Origin of the sequence: Burkholderia aenigmatica, assembly GCF_048627025.1 — a bacterium.
Lineage (GTDB): Bacteria > Pseudomonadota > Gammaproteobacteria > Burkholderiales > Burkholderiaceae > Burkholderia > Burkholderia aenigmatica.
On the sequence record NZ_CP184469.1, the window covers coordinates 2,773,329 to 2,795,271 of the forward strand.

Annotated in this window: 25 protein-coding genes; 12 read left to right on the top strand and 13 right to left on the bottom strand. The window is 65.9% G+C overall.

Going from position 1 to position 21,943, the window contains the following annotated elements; genetic code table 11:
- Positions 1-62: 62 nt before the first annotated feature.
- A complete protein-coding gene (locus ACN8ZM_RS29420; protein WP_175022744.1) occupies positions 63-890 on the bottom strand; it encodes a hypothetical protein in 828 nt (275 codons plus the stop codon).
- A 119-nt stretch (positions 891-1,009) separates the two neighbouring features.
- Positions 1,010-1,597: a tetratricopeptide repeat protein gene (locus ACN8ZM_RS29425; RefSeq protein WP_043178844.1), complete on the bottom strand. Its 588-nt coding sequence runs from the start codon at positions 1,595-1,597 to the stop codon at positions 1,010-1,012.
- Between the two features lie 360 nt (positions 1,598-1,957).
- Between ACN8ZM_RS29425 and ACN8ZM_RS29430 the strand changes: the two genes are divergently transcribed.
- The 3 genes from ACN8ZM_RS29430 to atsR are packed head-to-tail and all read left to right on the top strand — an operon-like array spanning position 1,958 to position 5,193.
- Positions 1,958-2,830: a response regulator gene (locus ACN8ZM_RS29430; protein WP_043178847.1), complete on the top strand. Its 873-nt coding sequence runs from the start codon at positions 1,958-1,960 to the stop codon at positions 2,828-2,830.
- A 42-nt stretch (positions 2,831-2,872) separates the two neighbouring features.
- On the top strand, positions 2,873-3,376 hold the full coding sequence (locus tag ACN8ZM_RS29435; RefSeq protein ID WP_043178848.1) for a molybdopterin-dependent oxidoreductase: 504 nt from the start codon (positions 2,873-2,875) through the stop codon (positions 3,374-3,376).
- A complete protein-coding gene (atsR, locus tag ACN8ZM_RS29440) occupies positions 3,373-5,193 on the top strand; it encodes a hybrid sensor histidine kinase/response regulator AtsR (protein WP_420211524.1) in 1,821 nt (606 codons plus the stop codon). Before ACN8ZM_RS29435 ends, atsR begins: the two co-directional genes overlap by 4 nt.
- A 33-nt stretch (positions 5,194-5,226) precedes the next feature.
- Here atsR and ACN8ZM_RS29445 read toward each other — a convergent pair whose 3' ends face one another.
- Both ACN8ZM_RS29445 and ACN8ZM_RS29450 read right to left on the bottom strand, forming a co-directional pair.
- Positions 5,227-5,646: a secondary thiamine-phosphate synthase enzyme YjbQ gene (locus ACN8ZM_RS29445; protein ID WP_043178851.1), complete on the bottom strand. Its 420-nt coding sequence runs from the start codon at positions 5,644-5,646 to the stop codon at positions 5,227-5,229.
- Positions 5,647-5,656: 10 nt separating this feature from the next.
- Positions 5,657-5,983, bottom strand: a complete 327-nt coding sequence (locus tag ACN8ZM_RS29450) for a thioredoxin family protein (protein ID WP_021160574.1) — start codon at positions 5,981-5,983, stop codon at positions 5,657-5,659.
- Positions 5,984-6,211: 228 nt separating this feature from the next.
- Between ACN8ZM_RS29450 and ACN8ZM_RS29455 the strand changes: the two genes are divergently transcribed.
- From ACN8ZM_RS29455 to ACN8ZM_RS29475, 5 genes are all read left to right on the top strand, one after another.
- Complete coding sequence (locus tag ACN8ZM_RS29455) at positions 6,212-6,922, top strand: flavin reductase family protein (RefSeq protein WP_420211525.1); 711 nt, start codon at positions 6,212-6,214, stop codon at positions 6,920-6,922.
- Between the two features lie 53 nt (positions 6,923-6,975).
- Complete coding sequence (locus ACN8ZM_RS29460; RefSeq protein WP_420211526.1) at positions 6,976-7,308, top strand: DUF2322 family protein; 333 nt, start codon at positions 6,976-6,978, stop codon at positions 7,306-7,308.
- A 181-nt stretch (positions 7,309-7,489) separates the two neighbouring features.
- On the top strand, positions 7,490-8,002 hold the full coding sequence (locus ACN8ZM_RS29465; RefSeq protein ID WP_420211527.1) for a DUF2199 domain-containing protein: 513 nt from the start codon (positions 7,490-7,492) through the stop codon (positions 8,000-8,002).
- Between the two features lie 122 nt (positions 8,003-8,124).
- The gene (locus ACN8ZM_RS29470) at positions 8,125-8,994 is read left to right on the top strand and encodes a PASTA domain-containing protein (protein ID WP_301768522.1); all 870 of its coding nucleotides are present in this window, start codon (positions 8,125-8,127) and stop codon (positions 8,992-8,994) included.
- A 209-nt stretch (positions 8,995-9,203) separates the two neighbouring features.
- Positions 9,204-9,836 (top strand): LysE family translocator, encoded by a 633-nt coding sequence (locus ACN8ZM_RS29475; protein WP_043178857.1) that lies wholly within the window; start codon positions 9,204-9,206, stop codon positions 9,834-9,836.
- 62 nt (positions 9,837-9,898) lie between these two features.
- On the opposite strand, the gene ACN8ZM_RS29480 is transcribed toward ACN8ZM_RS29475, so the two are convergent.
- From ACN8ZM_RS29480 to ACN8ZM_RS29490, 3 genes are all read right to left on the bottom strand, one after another.
- Positions 9,899-10,579, bottom strand: a complete 681-nt coding sequence (locus ACN8ZM_RS29480; protein WP_420211528.1) for a YebB family permuted papain-like enzyme — start codon at positions 10,577-10,579, stop codon at positions 9,899-9,901.
- Positions 10,580-10,723: 144 nt separating this feature from the next.
- Complete coding sequence (locus ACN8ZM_RS29485; RefSeq protein ID WP_043179265.1) at positions 10,724-11,293, bottom strand: hypothetical protein; 570 nt, start codon at positions 11,291-11,293, stop codon at positions 10,724-10,726.
- 229 nt (positions 11,294-11,522) lie between these two features.
- Positions 11,523-11,981, bottom strand: a complete 459-nt coding sequence (locus ACN8ZM_RS29490) for an Lrp/AsnC family transcriptional regulator (protein ID WP_006486309.1) — start codon at positions 11,979-11,981, stop codon at positions 11,523-11,525.
- Between the two features lie 124 nt (positions 11,982-12,105).
- On the opposite strand from ACN8ZM_RS29490, the gene ACN8ZM_RS29495 reads away from it, so the two are divergent.
- The 3 genes from ACN8ZM_RS29495 (at position 12,106) to surE (ending at position 14,098) form a co-directional block, all read left to right on the top strand.
- Positions 12,106-12,840: an AzlC family ABC transporter permease gene (locus tag ACN8ZM_RS29495; protein WP_043178862.1), complete on the top strand. Its 735-nt coding sequence runs from the start codon at positions 12,106-12,108 to the stop codon at positions 12,838-12,840.
- Positions 12,833-13,141, top strand: a complete 309-nt coding sequence (locus ACN8ZM_RS29500) for an AzlD family protein (RefSeq protein WP_011356491.1) — start codon at positions 12,833-12,835, stop codon at positions 13,139-13,141. Before ACN8ZM_RS29495 ends, ACN8ZM_RS29500 begins: the two co-directional genes overlap by 8 nt.
- A 177-nt stretch (positions 13,142-13,318) precedes the next feature.
- Positions 13,319-14,098 carry a 5'/3'-nucleotidase SurE gene (gene surE / locus ACN8ZM_RS29505; RefSeq protein WP_043178865.1) on the top strand — a complete coding sequence of 260 codons (780 nt, stop codon included), beginning with the start codon at positions 13,319-13,321 and terminating at the stop codon, positions 14,096-14,098.
- 119 nt (positions 14,099-14,217) lie between these two features.
- Here surE and ACN8ZM_RS29510 read toward each other — a convergent pair whose 3' ends face one another.
- The 4 genes from ACN8ZM_RS29510 to ACN8ZM_RS29525 all read right to left on the bottom strand — a co-directional run bounded on the left by ACN8ZM_RS29510 (position 14,218) and on the right by ACN8ZM_RS29525 (position 18,072).
- Positions 14,218-15,039: an SDR family NAD(P)-dependent oxidoreductase gene (locus ACN8ZM_RS29510; RefSeq protein ID WP_420211529.1), complete on the bottom strand. Its 822-nt coding sequence runs from the start codon at positions 15,037-15,039 to the stop codon at positions 14,218-14,220.
- Positions 15,040-15,137: 98 nt separating this feature from the next.
- A complete protein-coding gene (locus tag ACN8ZM_RS29515; protein WP_089453894.1) occupies positions 15,138-15,605 on the bottom strand; it encodes a cupin domain-containing protein in 468 nt (155 codons plus the stop codon).
- Between the two features lie 201 nt (positions 15,606-15,806).
- Positions 15,807-17,441, bottom strand: a complete 1,635-nt coding sequence (locus tag ACN8ZM_RS29520; protein ID WP_420211530.1) for a DUF2306 domain-containing protein — start codon at positions 17,439-17,441, stop codon at positions 15,807-15,809.
- A 37-nt stretch (positions 17,442-17,478) separates the two neighbouring features.
- Positions 17,479-18,072 carry a DUF4336 domain-containing protein gene (locus ACN8ZM_RS29525; protein ID WP_241017997.1) on the bottom strand — a complete coding sequence of 198 codons (594 nt, stop codon included), beginning with the start codon at positions 18,070-18,072 and terminating at the stop codon, positions 17,479-17,481.
- 145 nt (positions 18,073-18,217) lie between these two features.
- Between ACN8ZM_RS29525 and ACN8ZM_RS29530 the strand changes: the two genes are divergently transcribed.
- Complete coding sequence (locus ACN8ZM_RS29530; protein WP_301768530.1) at positions 18,218-18,850, top strand: TetR/AcrR family transcriptional regulator; 633 nt, start codon at positions 18,218-18,220, stop codon at positions 18,848-18,850.
- Between the two features lie 202 nt (positions 18,851-19,052).
- On the opposite strand, the gene ACN8ZM_RS29535 is transcribed toward ACN8ZM_RS29530, so the two are convergent.
- Together ACN8ZM_RS29535 and ACN8ZM_RS29540 are read right to left on the bottom strand one after the other, a co-directional pair.
- Entirely contained in the window at positions 19,053-20,015 is a 963-nt protein-coding gene (locus ACN8ZM_RS29535) for a hypothetical protein (protein ID WP_420211531.1), read from the bottom strand.
- A gap of 560 nt (positions 20,016-20,575) precedes the next feature.
- Positions 20,576-21,928, bottom strand: a complete 1,353-nt coding sequence (locus tag ACN8ZM_RS29540) for a pyridoxal phosphate-dependent decarboxylase family protein (protein WP_420211532.1) — start codon at positions 21,926-21,928, stop codon at positions 20,576-20,578.
- Positions 21,929-21,943 lie beyond the last annotated feature (15 nt).

The window sequence follows — 21,943 nt, forward strand, 5'->3', positions numbered from 1 at the left end:
CCGCGCGCACAGACAGACACGAATCAGGAATCGGCCGGCGGCGCACCGCCGGCCCGGGTGCGTCAGTTGACCTGGAGCTGGCCGCCGCGGCCGAGGCCGCCCTTGACGTCCTGCGCCTTGTAGCTGCGCAGCGCGACGACCATCTTGTTGTACGCGTCGATGAACGCGACGACCGTCGCCTTGCCTTCCGGCGTCGCGGAGAAACCGCTGAGCGCACCGCCCACGCCACCGCCGAAGCCGCCCAGCGCCGCGCCGTAGTTGGTCGCCGTCGAGCTGCCTTCCGACGCCGCGATCTGCACGGCCGAGCGCACGTCGAACAGCGTCAGCGTGACGACCGACGCCTTCGTCTGCAGATGGCCGGCCACCGCCGCCACCGCGCTGTTGCCGATCAGCCCGCCGATCATGCTGCCGATGCCGCCGACCGGCGAATCGTTGATGACGATCTGCGGCTCCATGTAGTAGTCGGCCGCGACCCGCTGGCCCTTCTGCTGCTTCGAGCCCGTGCGGTACTCGCCCGAGTTGCGCTGCAGCTGCGTGATGCGCGACAGGCGCGCGTCGCTCTTCTGGTTGCCGATCGACGTGATCACGAAGCAGTTCGACTGCTGGACCGCCAGGCGCAGCAGCGGGTCGATCGTCGTCATCTTGGTCGCGCTGCCGAACGGGCCCCACCAGTCGGCGTTGCGGCCGTCGTCGACGGCGATCGTGCCGAGCGGCGACGCGCAGCGCTGCAGCCCCGAATCGGCGCCGGCGCTCGCGCCGCCTGCCGCCGCGCCGGTCACGCCGGCGTTCTGTCCGCCCGCGTTGACGATGCCGCCGCAGCCGGCCACGGACGCGCACAGCGCTGCAACCAGCGCACCTTGAGTGAGACGATGGGAAAGGATGGTCTTCATGTCGTTGTCGATCGATAGAGTCGTTGTTCGGCTTATGTGTTCGTGCGAACTTCGATAAGCCCCCCGGCTGGCGCGCGATGGTGGTCTCCCCGCGGCTGCCCCCGTTGCTTCAGGCCCGGTCAGTAGTACCAGTACGTCTGCTGCCAGACGCCGTAGTACGGATAGCCCGAGTACCAGTAGCCGTAATAGCGGTCACGCCATTCCGTGCGCCATTTCCAGTCTTCTTCGTCTTCCTTCTTGGCCTGGCGGGCGAGCTCGAGCAGCTTCTTCGATTCCTTGTCGCCGCGGCCGGCCGCGATCGACAGCCACTTCTCCGCTTCGCGCGCATCGGAGCCCATTTCCTCGAGGCCGAACAGGTAGAAACTGCCGAGCGCCTTCTGCGCCTGCAGGTCGCCGCGCTCGGCGGCCTCGCGCATCCACTTGAGTGCCTGGTAGCTGTCCTGGCGCACGCCGTCGCCGCGGAAATAACGCAGGCCGAGGTCGTAGGCAGCCTTCGGCTGGGTCTTCGCGGTCTGCTTCAACGCAGCGATGCGCGGATCTTCACGGTCTTCCGAATCGTCCCTTTTTTGATAGGACACCTGATCTTTAGGACGGTCAGAACAACCTGTGTCGTCGCAGATCCGCACCGTGTTGCTGGTGATGGACGGATCCTGCGCGCACGCGGCCAGTAGCAACAGCAGCCCCGGTGCGAGTAAACGGCGGTACATTGTTACCTTCCTCATGTTTTATTGGCGCCGCAATTCTTCGCGCTATCCCACCCCCGCGAGCGCGCACCCGGTGGCGCGCGGCGCAGCGGATACAATCCGCCAACGCCGACACGCACCCCTAGGCTCTCTCAGGTTCTCGCTTCGAATCGTTCAGTCACTGCTTCATTGTTGTCGCTTTTCGCTGGTCCGACTGTTGCCGGCCTCGATCTCCAAACATGACGCGACAAACAATAGTGACGTGGTGAGCAATAATAATGAAGAAAAAAGGCATGTCAAGGTGATTCGCGTTTTCAAAGTTTGCGTGTCACGTCAGTTTTGATATGCTCTCCCTCGCCAAAACCCCCTGGAGACCCCATCGAGATGTCCAACAGCGAGCAGGCCAACGTCGATCTCATCACCGCCAACAAGGTGCGCGACCTACTGAACCGGAACGGCATTCCGCAGCGAAGTCACAACACGACGATCGCGAATGTGCTCGGCCTCAGCTTCTCGGTCGTCACGCGCAAGATGAAAGGCCTGATCCCGTGGAACCTGTCGCAGTTGCAGGACATCGCGACGCACTTCGGCGTGCCGCCCGCGATCCTGCTCGACGACAAGGGCACGCAGCCGGCCGCCGCCGAGATGATCGACGCGACGCTCGTGATCGAGTCGCGGCGCTTCCGCTGCCGCGCCGCGATCTCGACCAAGGCCAGCAGCCAGAGCGAGACGGACTTCGTCGCGCTGCAGTGGCAGGGCGAATGGCTCATCACCGAGCGTCAGCACGCGCGCGAGGGCCGCACGTATCCGGTCGACGTCATCGAGCTGCGCTCGACCCAGCCGAACGTGTATGCGGCGCGGATCGCCGTGGTCGACGATTCGCAGGACGTCGCCGAAACGGTGTGTGAATATTTCATCGAAAAAGGCGTGAACGCGATTCCGTACTTCGACGGTGCGACGTTCCGCAAGGCACTGGAGGTCGAGGATTTCGACGGCTACATCCTCGACTGGATGCTGGGCGACCAAACGGCCGCCGAACTCGTGCGCGGCATCCGCTCGAGCGAGAACAGCGGCGCGCCGATCTTCCTGCTGACCGGCAAGATCTCGACCGGCGAAGCCAGCGAGGACGAGATCGCGCACATCGTGTCGCACTACAACGCGCGCTGCGAGGAGAAACCGGTGCGCCTGCCGATCCTGTTCGCCGAAGTGGCGCGCGAACTGAAGATCACGCTACCGGCCGCGGCCGCCGCGAACTGAGACCACAGCGACACACCACTCCCGTACGACCGAGGGCAAGACATGCGAATTTCGACCACCTGGACCAAGAGCCTGCTGACGGCCTGCCTGCTCGGCATGGCGGCCGCTACCTGGGCCGCTTCGTCCTTTACGTTCACCGTCGACGGCAAGATCGACAAGCACAACCAGCAGGGCAAGACAGCGTACGTGTTTTCCGAGCAGGCGCTGATGGCGCTGCCGCAGCATACGATCGTCACGTCGACCAGCTGGACGCCGAAGGCGACCTTCACCGGCCCGCGCCTGTCCGACATCCTGAAGACCGTCGGCGCGCACGGCACGCAGATCGAGTTCCGCTGCATCGACGAGTACACGTTCACGATTCCCGTGTCCGACGCCGATCGCTACGGCGTGATCCTCGCGCGGACGATGAACGGCAAGGTGCTCGGCAACGACAACTACGGCCCGCTGTGGATCATGTACCCGCGCGACCAGTATCCCGACGAACTGAAGACGCCGCTCGGCGAAGCCAAGTTCGCGTGGCAGATCATCGGCCTGACGGTGAAATGAAACGCCGGCGGCGGAAGAACAGAAAAATCATCCTGATCCTCGGCTCGCTGTGGATCACGGGATTCGCCGCGTGGGCGTTCCTGCTGTGGGACCTCCTCGCCACCTCGGTCAACGAGGGCGTGCTCGAAGGGCCGCGCGAAGGCGTGTTCTGGACCGCCGCGCAATACCGGAACGTCTATACGCGGTTCGACCGGCAACTGATCCTCTACGCGACGCGCGCGGACGACGACTTCGATCACGTGCAGATGCAGCTCGACAGCCTGTCGGTGTCGTTCGGCTTTCTGCAACGGCCGTCGGAAGTGTCCGAATACTGGCTGCGGATCCCGCGCGCGCGCAACGAGATCGACACGCTCGGCGAATTCATGACGCGCCTGAAGCGCGATGTGCCGTTGCTGCGCGACTCGCCGAAGCACGCGCAGCAGGTGCTCGACGAAGTCAATGCGTACTGGCCGAAGGTCAACGGCCTCGCGAACTATTTCCGCGCGATCGAGATGGCGCAGCGCGACTTCACGTTCCATCAGCTGAAGGAAAAGCAGCGCGCGATCCTGATCCTCGGCATCGTGCTCGGCGTGATCCTGTGCGCGCTGTTCCTGCTGCTGTTCTATACGATGCGTACGCGCGACGACCTGCTCGAACGGCAGGACGCGGCACTCGACGCCGAACGCAAGGCATCCGACCGCGCGTTCGAAATGATCGAGGCGAAAAACGCGTTCCTCGGGATGGTCAGCCATGAGTTGCGCACGCCGCTGCAGGCGATCTGCGGATCCATCGAGATCCTGCTCGCCCGCCCGCAGTCGGACGCGAACCTGAAGACGATCCGGCGGCTGCAGAATTCCGCGTTGTCGCTCGAAGCGCTCGTCAAGGACCTGACCGACTACATCAAGCTGCGCTCGACGAAGCGCCTCGCCGAACGGGAAACCGTCGGCATCGCGTCGCTGCTCGCCGAGGTGCTCGACCCGCTGCGCGAGAAGATCGCGGCCAAGCGGATCGCGATCGTGCAGCAGGTCGAGCCGCACGACCTCGCGATCCGTTCCGATCGCAAGCTGCTGCGTCAGGTGCTGTCGAACCTGATCGAGAACTCGGTCAAGTACACGGTCGGCGGATCGATCGACGTGTCGATCACGCTCGCCGACGCGCCGGCCGGCCAGCAGTTGAAGATCGCCGTGCGCGACACGGGCGCCGGCATCGCAAAGCAGCACCTGTCGAAGATCTTCGAGCCGTTCTATCGCGCGAACGACGCGGTCGGGCTGCATGTGGACGGGATCGGCATGGGGCTCGCCGTCGTGCGCGAAATCGTGACGACGCTGCGCGGACATGTGGACGTGCGCAGCACGGTGGGCGAAGGCAGCGAGTTCGTCGTGACGCTGCCGGCCGAAGTGCCCGGCAGCGACACCGCCGGCAACGCGGCCGGCGACGCGCCCGCGCTACAGCACGCGGCCGCGCACCGCGACCGGCGCGCGCTGGTGGTCGACGACGACGACAACGCGCGCGAAACGCTCGGCGCGATGCTGTCGGCGCTCGGCATCGACGCCGATCTGTGCGGCACCGGGCAGGAAGGCGTCGCGTGCTTCGGTGCAGGCCGCTACGACATCGTCGTGCTCGATCTCGAGCTGCCGGACTTGAGCGGCTTCGAGGTCGCGCGGCGCATGCGTGCGGTCGCGGTACCCGATGACGACGGCCGGCATCCGGCCATCCTCGGCGTCAGTGCGTATGAATCGGCCGCGTTGCGCGAGAACAAGCAGGTATTCGACGCATTCCTGCCGAAGCCCGTCCACCTGCGCGAACTCGGCGCGCTCGTCGAGAAGCTGCTCGCCTGAGCCGGTGCCCGGCGATGCGCCGCGTGCGCCCGCTTACTCGCCGATCAGATGCAGCACGATATCGCGCCGGTGCGGCGCGCGGCGATGCTCGAACAGGTAAATCCCCTGCCACGTGCCGAGCACCATGCGCCCGTGTTCGACCGGGATCGACAGCTGCACCTGTGTGAGCGCCGTGCGCAGGTGCGCCGGCATGTCGTCACTGCCTTCGGTGTCGTGCTCGTAGCGCGTGGCGTCCTCGGGCGCGAGCGTCGCGAAGTAGCGCTCGAGATCGCGCTGCACCGACGGATCCGCATTCTCCTGGATCAGCAGCGACGCCGACGTATGGCGGCAGAACACGGTGAGCAGGCCCGTACCGATGGCCTGCTGGTCGACGAACGCGCGCACCTGCGACGTGAACTCAACGAGGCCGCTGCCGTGCGTGTCGATGCCGATGTGCGTGATCGCCTGTTGCATCGCCGTGACCTCAGGCCAGCGCGGCGAAGCCGTCGGCTTCGATCTGCTTTGCGTCGGCCGGGCGCACGACGCGCGCGACTTCGACACCGTCGCGCAGGAACACCAGCGTCGGCCACAGCTTCACGCCGAACGAGCGGCCGAGCGGGCGGCCCGGGCCATCCTCGATCTTCAGGTGGCGCACGGCGGGATGCGCGGAGAAAGACGCCACGATCGCCGGCTGCGCGCCCGCGCAGATCCCGCACCAGTTCGCGCCGAATTCGATGACGGTTGCGCCGCCCAGTGCGTCGACTTCCGCGCGCGTCGGCGCGTTGGCGGTGTAGCGTTGCTCGGTATCCATCAGGCCCTCGTGTGCGTTGGCGGAACAGGACCGCGCGCGCCCGTGCGGTGCGGCGGACGCGGCCTGCAATCTCCCACTGTAGCGGAAAAGCGCGCGCGATGCCGGCGGGTTCGGGCCGGTGCACACGCGGCCTTCGCGTCCCTTCCGGAATGACACGACAAGATTCGGAGCGCCGCGCCGCCGCGACAGGATCAGCATGCGGACTGATCCCTCAACGAAGGCGCCGACATGAACGCTCCGCATCGCGTCACCGAACCGAACATCCTCTATTTCGGCACGCCCGTCGTGCTGGTCAGCACGCTGAACGAGGACGGCACCGCCAATCTCGCACCGATCTCGTCCGCGTTCTGGCTCGGCTGGCGCGGCGTGATCGGCATCGGCGCCGGTTCGCAGACCACCCGCAACCTGCTGCGTACCGGCGAATGCGTGCTGAACCTGCCGTCGTCGGCGCAGGCGCACGCGGTCGACCGGATCGCGCGCACGACCGGCACGTATCCGGTACCCGCAAGGAAGCTCACAAGGGGCTACGTGTACGAACCCGACAAGTTCGGCACGGCCGGGCTCACCGAGGCGGCCTCGCAAACCGTCGCGCCGCCGCGTGCGCTCGAATGCCCGGTACACCTGGAAGCGGTCGTCGCGGCGACGCACGGGATCGGTGAAGAAGCGCCCGACGTGCGTGGCAGCATCCGCGTGTTCGAGCTGCGCATCCAGCGCGTGCACGTGCATCCCGACCTGCTGATGGACGGTCATGCGGACCGCATCGATCCCGACAAGTGGTCGCCGCTGATCATGAGTTTCCAGAAGTTCTACGGGCTCACGCCGCATCAGGTGCACGCATCGCGGCTCGCCGAGATTCCCGAGCGCGCGTATCGCAGCCCCGACATCGAGCGCTCGCGTGAGGCGGGCGTGCCGGCCGGTGCGCAGAGGCCGATCGGATAAGATACGGCCGGCCATGCTCATTGGCCCATGACCGAACCGACGGAGTGTTTTCAGTGATTCAACCGACCCCAGTATTCAAGGACAACCTCGCGCAATTGCCGGCCATCGACGGCGTCGCACGCATCGACCTCGTCGGCGCGAACGGCGACGTGGTCGCGACCATCGAGAACCAGCCGGGCAAGCAAGGCTCGCTCGCGGTGTACCACTACCTGAAGCAGGCATTCGGCACGCTCGACGCGAAAGCCGCCGAGCACGGCCTTGCGGTGTTCGCCGAACATACCGCCGACGCACGCAACCGCCCGGGCGTGCATCCGAACGTCGATCGCCTGCTGGCGATCGTCGACGGCGGCGAAGCACTGCGGATCGACGTCGTCGCGAAGGGCTGAATCGCCCGTGACATGCAGGCACGCCACCGGCAGACGCGCCGGGGCGGCCTGCGTTTGCGCCGACCATCGATGCAACCGCGAAGCGGCGCGCGATACGCCGCGGCGGCCCCGGCGACTTGCGTCGACGTAGCATCCAGCGATCGCGCGCTCGTTCGACCCTACCGCCCAAGCGAGGCCACACATGACGACGTTCCGGTTTCAATGTGCGCAATGCGACGAATGGCATGAGGGCGAGCCGAGCGTCGGATTCCAGTTCCCGGACTACCTGCTGGACATTCCCGAACCGGAACGCGCGGCGCGGGCGACGTGGGACGAAGACCTGTGCGTCGTCGACCACCAGTACTTCTTCGTGCGCGCGTGCCTCGAAGTGCCCATCATCGGCGCTGACGAACCGTTTCTGTGGGGGCTCTGGGTCTCGCTCAGCGAACGCAGTTTCGACGACTACCTGGAGAACCAGGAAGCCGGCAACGCCAGCGGCCCGTACTTCAGCTGGCTCGCGAATCGCCTGCCCGGCTATCCGCCGCTCGACGGCCTGAAATCGCGCATGCATCCGCAACTGGATGGCCAGCGGCCGTTCGTCGAACTCGAAACGACCGATCATCCGCTGTCGATCGACTTCCACAACGGGATGTCGGCCGAACGCGCGCAAGCGCTCTTCGAGAAAGTGCTGCATCCGGACGGATCGACGCACTGACTTCCCCGGCAGGCACACTGCGTGCCGTCGGCCGGTGCGCGCGACCGTGACACCCAGCCGTGACACGCGTCCGAAAACCCGCGATCATCGCGCCCGTCCCTCTTTCCCCGGAGACCGCCAGCGTGTCCCGTTTCGTTGCCTTGCCGTTTGCCCGCCGTCTTGCGTCGATCGTTTCGAGCGCGGCCGTTGCGTGTACCGCGCTCGGCGGCACGGCATCGGCCGATCCGCTGCGGACGGCCTCCGATCTCGCCGGTGCGTCGCTGGTGCCGCTCGGCGTGCTGCCGCACTCGCCGGAGAACGGCTCGCTCGACCCGTTCTGCACGCAATATCGCGCGAAGACCACCACCGCGGCCGGCCGCGAAGTCGCGAAGCGCGACTGGATCGTGACGTCCGAGGCGCCGCTCGGCCGCTACACGGTCGTCACGTTCGCGAGCGGATTCGGTGCCGGCACGAGCGCGATCTGTTTCGCGCGTCACGCCAACCTCGGCGTGTTCGACGGCACGACGCTCGTCGCGCTCGGCTACACGGCGCGCAAGGCAGGCTGGCAACTCGGTACGGCCGATCGGCTGGAAAGCGGCGCGTTGCTGATCTGGGGCGGCGACGGCCCCGCGCCACCCGTCGGCGAACTGCGCGAAGAGAACGGCGGCCTGCGCTTGACCCGGGTAGCGGCTGAAAGCACTTACTGCCAAGGCCGCGCCGTCGTGCCCAACGTGTACGGCAAGCCGCTCGACACGGCACGTCGGATCCTGATCGCGCACGGCTGGCAACCGCTGCGCCCGCGCGAGAAACCGGACCCGGCGGACGGCGCGGCGACGCTCGCCAGGCACGGCATCATCGAAGCCGAAGCGTGTTCGGGCACCGGCATGGGATATTGCGCGCTGCGCTACCGGAGCACGGCCGGCGTGCTCGGCGTAACGACGGCCGGCGGCGAGCCGGACAAGCCAGCGGAGAACACCGTGATCGATTATCAGGTGGCCTGCCGCAAGCCTTGAGCGGGGCGGCGATCGCCCACGCAAGACGCTGCATCAGCGGATGCCGTAGACGCGGCACCAGGCACTCGCTGCGTGCCAAAGGCAGCGCACGCGTGTTGGCGATCGGCCTCGACGGCCCAATAAATGGTCGTCCGTTCGTTCGATTGACCTGCTTCACGCCCCCTCTTAAACTGGCATCCCTTTTGCGCTGCATCCACAAAAGGCTCCCCATGATCGACCTCTCCACGCTCGCGCTGTTCTCCGGTGCGTGTCTCGCACTGACCGCCACGCCTGGCCCCGACATGCTGCTGATCGCGTCCCGCAGCGTGAGCCAGGGACGGCGCGCCGGCTTCGCAACACTCGCGGGCATCCAGGCCGGCACTTACTGTCACGCGCTGGCGGCCGCGCTCGGCCTGTCGCAGCTCTTCGTCGCGGTGCCGCTCGCGTATGACGCTGTGCGCTTCGCCGGTGCCGCCTATCTGCTGTATCTCGCGTGGAAGACGTTCCGTTCGGATGCGACCGCGCTGTCGCCCGTCGCCTCGCAGCGTCGCCACTCGACCGCGACGATCTTCCGCCAGGGGCTGACGACGAACCTGCTGAACCCGAAGATGGCGCTGTTCGTGCTCGCGCTGTTTCCGCAGTTCGTGCGGCCCGAACACGGCTCGATCGCCGTGCAGATTCTCGTGCTCGCGACGGTGCTGAACCTGATCGGCATCGTCGTGAACGGCGCGGTCATTCTTTCCGCGAGCAGGTTGAGCCAGCGGATCGGCGCGCGCCGCCGCCCGTCGAAGCTGCCGCAGTACCTGCTCGGCTCGGTGTTCGTGGGGCTGGCAGCGCGGCTGGCGGTGGCGGGGCGCAACTGAGGACACGCATCACCTGCGCGTCACGCATGAAACCTCGCGCGGCCCGGTGACACACGCGGCCTTCAGTCGCCGCGATCGGTCGCCGGCTCGCGCGTATCCACCACCACCCGCAACGCCCTGCTATCGAGCAAACTCGCCGGCGTCACCGTGCGGCGGCGCCACGGAATCCGGCCGAAATACCAGATCTTCCAGAAGCCGAGCGGATGATCGGGATTCCGGCGCAGCAGCATGTCGAAGGTCTCGACGTCGCCGAGCGCGATCCGCGTCGCATCGCGCACGACTTCGCGCACGAACCGCGAGCAGAACTGCCGGCGCGACGCGAGATTGAACCCCGTGTCGTAGACCACGCCGATCCGGCGCATCGCAGCCTCCACGAGCCGGCGCCGCTGCGCGTCATCGAGCGGCTGCTTCAGCCGTGCGATCACGCACGCGCCGCGATCGGAGCGCGCAAGAAACCGCGACATCGTCGTGACGCGCGAGAGCGGAAACGTACTCTCCGCGATCAGCGGCTCGCCGCCGCGCTCGCCGACCACGATCCCGACGTGATTCGTCCACGAGCGCGTCGCGCTCGCCACTTCGAGAAACGGCCGCACGGTCACGCGGATGAACACGATGTCGCCGATCTCCGGCTCGACCGGCAACGGCATGTGATGCGCATCGAGAGAATTAACGCAGAAGAGACGCCGCCGGCCCGCTTCGGGCGAGCGGATCATGAGCGGCTGGCAGCCGGTATCGACAACCATACGGACCTCGCGCGAGTGGAGATGGCGCGAGCATGTCAGCAGCCGCCGGGCTGCGCATCCGCTTCATGTGCGAGGGCGGGTATTCGCGCCGCCCAGTGGCGGATTTCGATACCGGCGTGAAGCGGTGCGCAGGTGCCGAGGCCCTCAGCGCGTCGCGCCCAGCGCCACGCGCAGCTGCTCCATCAACTGCGTGTAGTGCCGCAGCACGTCGTCCTTCGGCACGACATTCGCGATCGCGAAACGATCGGACCACGCCGGTTTCCACTCATACGAGCCGTGCACGCTGCGATCGCCGTCGGGCGCCTGGATCAGCGAGCGGATCCGCGCATCGCGGCCCGGGCCCGTATGCACGTCGAACAGCGCGTGGATGTACGTGTGATACGCGTCGTACACGTCGTCGTCGAACAGGTAACGGTAGATGTGGAACGTGCGGTCGAGGTCGCGCTTCGCGCGGATCACGTCGTCCGGCGAGATGTCCTTCCAGTAGCCGATCCACGTGTAGAAGCACAGCAACGCATTGAGCTGCGGCGCGACCGCGTCGTACAGCGCGAGCCGCTTCTCGATCAGTCGCTGGTTGGTCCACTGCACGAGTTCGAGCCGCTTCAGCCGGCGCGCGACGAGCCAGCCGAGACACGCGACCGACAACGGCGTCAGCACGCCCAGCACGAGCTTGACGATTTCCAGCGAGTTCCACGGATTGTTGATTGGCTGCATGAATGGCCCGACAAGAAGAAACGCATCCGCGCCGGTGCATGACCCGGCGCGCAGCGCCGCCCGCCCGATCGCGGCGGCATTGACCGTTAGTTGCTTGCGCATCGAACGTCGCGTGACGACACCGGCGACCGGTTCGAAGCGGCGTGATTCGTCAGTCTATCGGACGATTGTCACCGAGCCGTGACCGCTCGTCGACCCGTCCGTCGCGTAGCCGCGCCCCCGCGTCGCGCTAGGTCGGCAGCGCCGACGTGAGCTTGACCTTCTGCATCGGAATGTCGGTCTTCACGCTCAGCACGCCCGGAATGCGCGTGAGGTATTCCATCTGGAAGCGCCGGTAGTCGTCGATGTCGGCCGCGACGACGCGCAGCAGGAAATCGCAATCGCCGGCCATCAGGTGGCATTCGACGACTTCCGGCATCTGCTGGACAGCTTCGGCGAAACGGTTCACCGATTCCGCGTCCTGCCCTTTCAGCCACACACGCGTGAAGATCGTCAGCCCCTTGCCGACTTTCGCGGGATTCAGCACGGCCACGTATTTCTCGATCACGCCGGCTTCCTCGAGGAGTCGCACGCGCCGCAGGCACGGCGACGGCGACAGCCCGACCTCGTGCGCGAGCTCCACGTTCTGCATGCGGCCGTCGCGCTGCAGCGCGCTCAGGATCCGGCGGTCGATGGCATCAAGTTTCATTGGCATTCAATTCCAAAAAAATCGCGTATCACGCGTTCAATGCCAAATTCTCAGAAAAATCTGGCGACAACGCAACCCGATTCGAGTCAAAAAAGCAGACAATTCCTCCCCCGAAGGAGGAGTAATGAGCAGTAGCGTTTCAACGTCGTCAGGGCTTCGCGACAAGCCCGCCTATGTCGCCGAGATGGGTCGTGGTTTGCGCGCGGCGCTGCCCGTCATGCTGGGTTTCGTGCCGTTCGCGCTCGTGCTGGGCGCGCAGGCCGCGCAGAAAGGGCTGAGCCTGTTCGAAGTGCCGATGATGACCGGCATGAACTTCGGCGGCGGCTCCGAATTCGCGGCGATCCATCTGTGGTCATCGCCGCCGCACATCGCGCTGATCGTCGCGATGTCGTTCCTCGTGAATTCGCGCCACATCCTGATGGGCGCCGCATTCGAGCCGTATATCCGCCGCCTGCCGCGCCGCCGCGCGTTCTTTGCGCTGTTCTTCATGTGCGACGAAAGCTGGGCGATGTCGCTCGCCGACGCCCGGGCGCGCTCGGCCACGCACATCAGCGTGCCCTATTACGCGGGCATCTGCATGGGGCTCTACCTGACGTGGATCTCGATGACCACGCTCGGTGCGGCGGTCGGCCCGACGATCGGCAACGTCGAGCAATACGGCTTCGACATGGCGTTCACGGCCGTGTTCCTGGTGCTGCTGCGCGGGATGTGGAAAGGGATGCGCGCGAGCCGCCCGTGGTTCGTGAGCCTCGTCGTCGCAGCGGCCACGCACCTGGCCGTGCCCGGCGCGTGGTACGTCGCGGCCGGCGCCTGCGCAGGGCTGATCGCCGCGCTGCTGTGGGAGCCGCGCGATGCCTGATTTCCCGGATTTCAGCACGGTCGCGACGATCGTGCTGATGGCGTCGACGACGTATCTGTCGCGCATCCTCGGCTACGTGCTGCTCCGCAACCGCACGCTGAGCCCGCGGATGGCGTCGGTGATGGAGAACGTGCCGGGCTGCGTGCTGATCTCGGTGATCGCGCCGGCGTTCGTGTCGACGCGCCCGGCCGACCTGCTTGCGCTGGCCATTACGCTGATCGCGGCGACGCGCCTGTCGATCCTGCCGACCGTCATCGTCGGCGTCGTGTCGGCCGGCCTGTTGCGGCACCTGCTCGGCTGAGCGGTTCCGACCCGCCGCGCACGCGGCACGGCCACCAACGAACGGGCGCGCAATGCGCCCGTTTTCACTTCCGCACCGAGCGCGCGACACGACGATCCTCACGCGGGAATGCTAGCCTTGTGGCTTGCGCCACGCTGCACTTCCGTCTCATCACTCATCTCCACGAGGATCGTCCCGATGCAAGAAACCCGCCCGCTGTTCGACCGTGTCCTGCTCACCAACGACGACGGATTCGACGCCCCCGGCCTTGACGTGCTCGAACAGGTCGCCACGCAACTGGCACGCGAGGTGTGGATCGTCGCGCCGGCGGAAGACCAGAGCGGCACGTCGCATTCGCTGAGCCTGCATGACCCGCTGCGCGTGCATCGCAAGGGCGAACGCCGCTTCGCGGTGCGCGGCACGCCCGGCGATTGCGTCGCGATCGCGATCAGCCATCTGATGAAGGACGCGCGGCCCGACATCGTGCTGTCCGGCGTGAATCGCGGCGGGAACCTCGGCACCGAAACGGTGTTTTCCGGCACGGTCGGCGCCGCGATGACGAGCATGCTGGTCGGCGTGCCGGCCATCGCGCTGAGCCAGGCCTTCACCGATCGCAACGCGGTGCCGTGGGACACGGCACGCACGCATGCGCCGGACGTCATTCGCCGGCTCGTGGCCGCCGGCTGGGACAGTGACGCGTGCCTGAACGTGAATTTCCCGCCACGGCCCGCCGATGAGGTGCGAGGGCTGAAGGTGACGAACCAGGGCGCCGGCACGCTGCAGGGCGTCGAGATCGTGTCGGGACTTGACCCGCGCAACAACGACTACCACTGGCTGAAACTCTCGCGCGCGCCGCGGGACGACGATGCGAATTCGGAAACGGTCGCGCTCGGAGAAGGGTATGTCGCGGTCACGCCGCTGAAGTTCGAGCGCACGCATGACCAGGCACTCGCGCAACTGCGGTCGCGCCTCGGCTAAGCGCGTAGTTCGGCAAGCAAGCGGTCGAGGTAATCGCGCGCGTTACAACGGCGCGCGGGTGCGCGGCCGCTTCACCGCTTCACCGCTTCACCGCTTCACCGCTTCATTGAATCGCGGCATCACGTCAAGTTCATTCCCCCGTCGAGCATCACGATCTCGCCCGTCACGTAATCGGACGCGACGAGCATCGCGACCGTCTGCGCGATGTCGTCCGGCGTCGCCGCACGGCGCATCGGCGCGCGCTCGCGCCAGAGCTGCTGCGCATCCGTCCAGTCGGCCGTGAGCGGCGTATCGACGAGCCCCGGCGCAACCGCATTGACGCGAATCGCCGGCGCGAGGGTACGCGCGAGCAGCCGCGTCGTGTGATTGAGCGCGGCCTTCGCCGCCGCATACGGAATCGACGCGCCCTTCGGCCGCACGCCCGCATGCGAGCTGACGTTCACTACGCACCCGGCCCGCCCGTGCGACGCCGCCTCGCGCAGCGCGGCCTCCGCCTCGGCGACGAGCCGGAACGGTGCGATCACGTTGATCTCGTGCATCTCGCGCCACACATCGGGGGTCGCCGCGGCGAGATCGTCATGCGGAATCACGCGGCTGACGCCCGCATTGTTGACGAGCACGTCGAGCCGCCCGTGCACGGCCAGTGCGGCGCGGATCAGCCGCACGCGTTCGGCATCGTCGGCGAGATCGGCCTGCACGTAGGCCGCGCCAAGTTCGCGCGCCATCGCGCGCCCCACGTCGGCCGAGCTGCGCGAATGCAGGATCACCGCATAGCCGTCCGCCGCCAGGCGGCGCGCGATTGCCGCGCCGATCCCCGACGTCGATCCGGTGACGAGCGCGACCGGCCGATGCAGGCGCGACGCGCGCGGCTCGGCAACGGCTTCGGTTTCCGGTTCCGTTTCGGGAATCGGGGCAGACATCGGCGGGAGCGGCGCGTCCATATCGGGGAACCCTGTCAGTGGCGTTCCCGCATCATAAGCGCCACGAACCCCGCTGGCACGAACGGAGCGCGTCGTCGAGCGAGCGGAAACGGGCCGGGTCAGGCCTGCTTCGGCAGATCGACATAATCCTCGAGCTCGCCCGCGACATAGAGCCGCTTGCCGACGCGCGGGTATTCGCAGACGTCGTGTTCGAGCCGCTGCCCGCCGACGAGCAGTTCCAGCGGCGTATCGCCGGTGTTCTGCACCGTATGGGCTTCACCGCCGCGCGGAAAGCCCAGAAAATCGCCGGGCCCGATTGCATCGGTGCGTTCGCCGATCGTGACCGCGCCCGTGCCGGACAGCACGTACACGAACTCTTCTTCGTACAGGTGACGGTGATACTCGGCCGATTCGTGACCGGGCATCAGCGTGAGCAGGTGAACACCGAATTGCGTCAGGCCGGTCAGGTCGCTGAGTTGTCGCTTGAGACGAACGGCATTGGGATTCAGCGAATGCACCGCGCGCGTCGGCTCCATCTTCGCGATATCGGCGGCCTTCAGCAGTTCACGGGGGGAATGGGTCGACATGGGGGTTCTCTCGTTGGCATCATGCTTCGATTGAGCGAGCCACCCAGGCCGGCACGGCGCGCGTGCCGGCCATTGTCCGATATTTTCCTGCGGGCAAGGGGCGCGGTTCGACGGAAAAACGACAGGCGGTCCATCCTCATCCGCACACACCGCCCCGTTGCCCGCCCATCCCCTCTGCTTCGCGCGAACAGGCGAGCGCAATTAGCGCGCAAATTTCTCCTGCGTCGCGCTGCCATAGACGGCGTAAAGCGAGCCCGCCAGCATCGCCAGGATCAGGCCGACGCTGATCGCGACGCGATAGACGCTGGTGATCTCGACGTAGTGCTGAAGGTCCGGCATGCCGATCTGAAGATAGATCCACCCGACCAGCGGCACGAGCGCATAGAAACTCGGCAGCGCCAGCACGCAGAGAATGGCGAACAGGCTCCACTCCTTGACGAGCGCATGGCGCTCACGCATCACGCCCCACAGCAGCAGCACCGCGAAGAACAGTTCGAACGCCCCGTTCATCTGGAACGGTGTCCCGCCGGACGACGTGATCGCGGTCGGGCCGCCCAGCAATTGCCCCCAGTACAGCAACACGGCGCCGTTTGCGGCAGTCAGCACACCGGTCGCCGTCGCGAGCCGCATCGTCCGCGCCGGCTGCGCTTTCCCGATGAACGCGACGCGCAGCAGGAACGGCGCGAGCGCGCACACGCCGATCGCACTGACGGCATAGAGCCAGCGAGATCCGGGCGCCGCCCGCAGCACGCTGCCCTGGAACGCGGCCAGTCCGGCCGGAATCCAGTCCTGGCCGGCCTGGAATTGGTCGAGGCCGGGCGTCACCAGGTAGTGATCGACGACAGCGGCCAGCGCGGCGATGCTCAACACCGACAGCACCGCGACGCCCACCTTGGCGACGGCCTCCGTCAACGCGACCGGGAACACCGGGCCGGCGCGGCCCGTGGCCGGGCGAGACTTCTGGAACCAGCGATTCATGCACAGCAGCAGGTAGCCGAAGAGCATGCATTGCGCGATCAGCACGGCGACCGCCGAGAAATTGGACGTGTTCTGGTTGACGTCCGGATAGACCATCGCGGCCCAGATCCAGTCGATGCGTGTGAACGGCGCCGTGAGCAGGAAGCCGTAGTTGATCGCCATATAGGCCTGATGCTGGGCGATCTCGCGGCGGATCAGGTGATGGATCGACATCCACAGCGAGGCCGTGACGCCCAGCGCGAGAAACCAGAGGCCGGTCGCGAACGTCAGCGTGTCGTACATCATCGCGACCGGCGTGCGCACCATGTAGGTCATCGCGCCGATCATCGCGATCTGCGACGACACCATGTAGATCACGCCGGCCGTGCGATGCCAGCGCGGATAGTTGCGGCGCAACGCCGGCCAGAACTGCAGCGCGCCCAGCAGCATGCACGTGCCGCCCATGATGTTGTGCAGCGACAGGATGACGATGTTCGCCTTCGGCATCTGCGCGTAATAGAGCACGGTGTCGTAGAAGCCGTTCTCGCCGAACATGAGCCGCGCCGACGTCAGCCTGGCCGCGATCCAGATGAACGGATCGTCGGTGCCGAACACCTGCCCCCAGCCGGGATCGCCGCCGGCGATCGACATCGCGCGGAGCTGTTCGCGCGCATGCAGGAGCGCGTCGCCCGATACCGCGCCGAAATTCGCCTGCCCGGTCGCGATGGCCGTCAGCGCGTAGAGGACGGTGACGATGGCAAACGCCACGAACACCACGATGGCCCACGTGCGCAAGCGGCAGCCCGGCACGTCGCCGGCACGCGCCGCGATGGCGGACGCCTGCGCCGCCGGGCGCCCGATGTCATTCGATCCTGCCATCCCGTCTCTCCCTGATCGTGCGTCGTTATCGATGGATTCAAAGCCACGCCATGCCCTGCCGCACCGCGTCGTGCGCGTGCTCGGTCAGCGGGTCGCCGTGCGCGAGCGCCACGCGTTCGAACGGCCATTCCAGCAGCCGGTCGATGCATGCGCGGGCCACGCGCCGGTCGCGATAGACCACGCGCAGCAACGGATGCCAGCCGACCTGCCCGAGCACGCCGCCCAGGCGCAGGTAGTGCCGCGTCAGCCAATGCGGCGACGCGTGAAAGTTCTCGACGAGATCGCAGGCGATCAGCGTGCGGCTGGCCGGGTGATAGAACACCGTCTCGCCCAGCAGGCAGCCTTCGATCGTCAGCAGTTCGAAGTCGTTGCCCCATTCCGGATGCGGCACCTCCGTCAGCACCGCGTCGAAGCGCAGATCCTTGCGCTTGCGCTGCAGCGCGGCCGGGCCGTGCAGCAATGCGCGCGGATACGCGGCGACGGCGCCGGCCGCATAGAGGTGATGAAACAGGTTCGGGCAGACGATGTGGCCGACCTCGCCGAGCGCATCGATTGCCGCGCGCAACCCGGCATCCAGCGGCACCGGCGAATGCAGCAGCAGCCGGCCCGACGACAGCCGGACGACGGTCATGCGCGTACCGACATGCAGCCCCATGAAAGAATGAGGGACTGATGCAGTCCAGATATCCTTCGTCAACGCATCAAGGGCGGGCATCGCCAGAACCGACAATGTTTGAGTTGCAAACATTGTCGAACGTGACATTGAACACTGTCAAATGAGTAGAAACCCCGGGAATCAGAAAGCGGGCTACCACCACGGCAACCTGCGGCAGGCCGTGCTGGATCTGGCCTTTGCCGCGCTCGAGCACGCAAACGGGCGGGAGATGAGCGTGCGCCATCTGGCCACGCAGCTGGGCGTGTCGGATTCGGCCGTCTATCGCCACTTCGTCAACAAGGATGCGCTGCTGGTCGCGCTGGTGGTCGACGGCTTCCGGCGCCTGACGCAAGTGCAGATCGACGCGTTCGCCGCGGAAATTTCACGCGGCGCGTCGGCGCGCGACGCGTTTCGGGCCGGCGGGTTGGCCCACGTGAAGTTCGCGCACGCGCATGCCGAGTTGTTCCGGCTCATGTACGGCGGCTTTGCGGTCCAGCACCGGGACGATGCCGAACTCGTCCAGGCCCGGCGCGAGAACAGCGAGGTGACGACGCAAGCGATCCGGAGGATGGTCGGATCCACCCTCGACGAGCAGCAGATCCGCGCGTTCAGCGTCGGCGTGCGCAGCTTCGTGCATGGCTTCGCCATGCTGTGGATCGACGGTCACCTGGAAGGTGGCGAGGCGGAGATCGAGGCACTGGCGGAAGCCGCGTTCGAATTCTCGATGCACGCGTTTCCCGAGTCGGTGCGCTGACGATGCGGCGGATGCGGTGCTTGCGGGGGCCCCGGCGCACGTGAGTCTTGCAAGGAGTATCCGCCACCTCAAGGGCCGCGCTCCAGGTCGAAGACGGACTCCCCGAAATCACCTTGCCGCGATGGCTCGTCGGGTCGCGTCGCCAACCACGATCTGCGCTCGTCCATGCAAGCTCGCTCGTTGCATCGATCTCTCCTCCCGGTCAATGTGCGTCACCGGCCATGGCCGAGAAGTCCGGTGCCTCGAACGGCGGAGCCTGATACGTCATGTCGATCGAGTAGCCCTGAGCCTTCAGTTCAGCCTCGCGCTTCGATCGTTCTTTCACTGCCGGCCTCAGTTCATCGGACAGATATTTCTTCCAGTTCCTTCGACGCTCGACGCTGTCCGAAAAATAAGGGCTGTAATTATCGGATGCAGTACTGACTTGAAGATCCGACAAATAATATCCCATACCATCAGCCCCGGATGAAAGATATGACACCGACAGCGTTAAAAATATACCATCCGCATAAAAATACCACCTCGGCTCAACAGCCATCAAACGCTTCCACTCCGCTATGCTTGGCGTATAGGTTGAATCTATCGAATAAAGAACACCAGAACTTGTTAATGCGTAAGTCATGGCCTCCTTTCCAACCAGACGAGGCTCCGAGGTTTCTATGTATCGCACCCACCCCGCAGATCGCAATCTATCAAGCAGGCCAGCTATCTTATCTCGAGCTTCTTCATATGAGATGAGTCGCGATGAAGATGGATTAAAACTGATATCCCAATTATCAACCCCATCCTCCGGACTATCCTTATCCCCTAGGCCTGTCACGATCAAGGCATTGTCGAGATCGAAAGAATGTTTTCCTTGCACATATTTTACCAACCCAAGCTTATGCCGATCATCCCAATGAGCCGTATATGCATACACACCAGATGGGTGATTCATCAAGGAAAACCCCTGAGCCGTGGCATCTGACCTACCCTCGGCTCCGAACTTGATCGTGACGACTCGACTCGACATCCTCTCATTCTTTTTGTCGTGATTACTCAGTAGCGCGAGAAACGCAATGCACAGAGCGATCATCGAAACATACAACCAGCGCAATTTACTCGACTTCATTGAATCCCACCTTAGTTTGTCCTTCTCGTCGAGATCGAACTCTTCAAGGAACATCCGCGCATAGCTTGAGGCAACTCACCGAGCTCTCGCACCGTAGTGCCTGGAGACGAAGTCGGCATCCCCAGGCTCAATTTTCGTCTCGAAATGGTGTGCGAGCTGAATCGATAGTCAACTGTTCCATCTTTCAGGATGGGTGTGCGCGTATCCAACTGAGCCATCGTATATGGCTGAGCGAGCGACCAGATGAATTTGCAATCACAGTGCGTCCCGATACATGTATTGCTTGTCGGATCGGGGGTGTCTTCTGCCAGAGTAGCCTGCTCTAGCCAGAGTTGAAGTTCCCCGCTACGACATGATGCGTCCCGCGCAGATGGGTGATCGGCGGCAAAAAATGAATAGCAGGCTGCGTACTTACTGGTCTGCCGCCAGCATTCGAGAGATCATCTGGCGTTGTTGGTCAAGCGGGGCGAGCTGGAGCGCCTTCTTGCCCGCCTTGTCAAAGTCTCCATTCAGGGCGTTTGCGGCCATTCTTTCGAGGGCCTCGACATTCCCTTTTCAGAGGCCCATCAGGTTCGCGAGCCAGGCGTTCTGCGAGCCCTTCGAAGCGCCACCGCTCAGCGCACGTGCACGCCGCGCAGTTGCGTCAGCAAGGCCACGAGACGATCGATGTGCGCGTCTTCGGTACGCCACGACGACACGCTGATCCGGAACGCCGGCCGCCCTTGCCACACCGTCGCGCCGAACCATACTTCGCCCGACGCCTGCGCGGCCTCGCGAATCGCAGCCGTTTCATCGTCGGTGCCGGCGCGCACGAGCACCTGGTTCAGCACGACGCGGTTCAGCACGTCGTAGCCGGCGGCACGCAGGCCGTCCGCGACCCGCGCCGCCTGCGCGCAATGCCGTTCGACCATCGTGGCCACGCCGGCACGGCCGAGCGAACGCAGCGCGGCCCACACGGGAATGCCGCGCGCCCGCCGCGAGAATTCGAGGTTCAGGTTCTTCTGCGCGTCCTGCGCGCCGCTCAGGTAGACGGCGTCGCTGTTCATCGCGGTCGCGAGCGCGGCCGCGTCGCGGCAGATCACCATCGCGCCGTCGTACGGCGTGTTGAGCCACTTGTGGCCGTCGGTCGTCCAGCTGTCCGCGCCGTCGATGCCGTCCGTCAGCGCGCGCTTCGACGATGCGCGGGCCCACAGGCCGAACGCGCCGTCGACGTGTACCCACGCGCCGGCCGCCTTCGCAGGCGGAATCAGCGCCGCGAACGGATCGAACTCGCCGGTGTTCACTTCGCCGGCTTGCACGCAGAGGATCGTCATGTCGTCGAGCGGCGGCAATTGCGCCGGGTCGATGCGGCCGTGCGCGTCGACCGGCGCGACGATGACGCGCTTCATCCCGAAACCGAGCACGCGCAGCGCCTTCTTCACCGTGATGTGGGCAAGCTCGGAGATCACGACCTTCACTTCGGGCGCGCCGATCAGGCCGTCCTCGTCGACGTCCCAGCCCTTGCGCGCGAGCAACGCGCGCCGCGCGGCCACCAGCGCGACGAGCGTGCAGGCCGTCGCACTCGTACCGAAGCCGACCGCGCTGTCTTCGGGCAACCCGAGCACGTCGACGACCCAGCGCGCGGCCTGGCGCTCGATCGTCGCCGCGACCGGCGAATTCGCATACGACGACGCGCACTGGTCCCACGCCAGCATCAGCCGCTCGGCCGCCGCCGCGGCCGGCAACGCGGCGCCGATCACGAAGCCGAAGTAGTTCGGGCCGTTCGACGCGACGGTCGCGGGCGACCCGCGTTCGTCGAGCAGGCGCAGCACGTCGTCGGCCGGGCGGCCCGTGTCGGGCAGCGGCTCGTCGAACGCCGCCAGGCCGGCCAATGCGGCCGCGTCGGGAAACGCGCGCCGCTCGTTCGTCGCGGCCAGGTACGCATGCGCGCGCCGGTCGGCGTCGGTCAACAATGCAAGTTCGTCCATGTCGGTTGCCTCGGT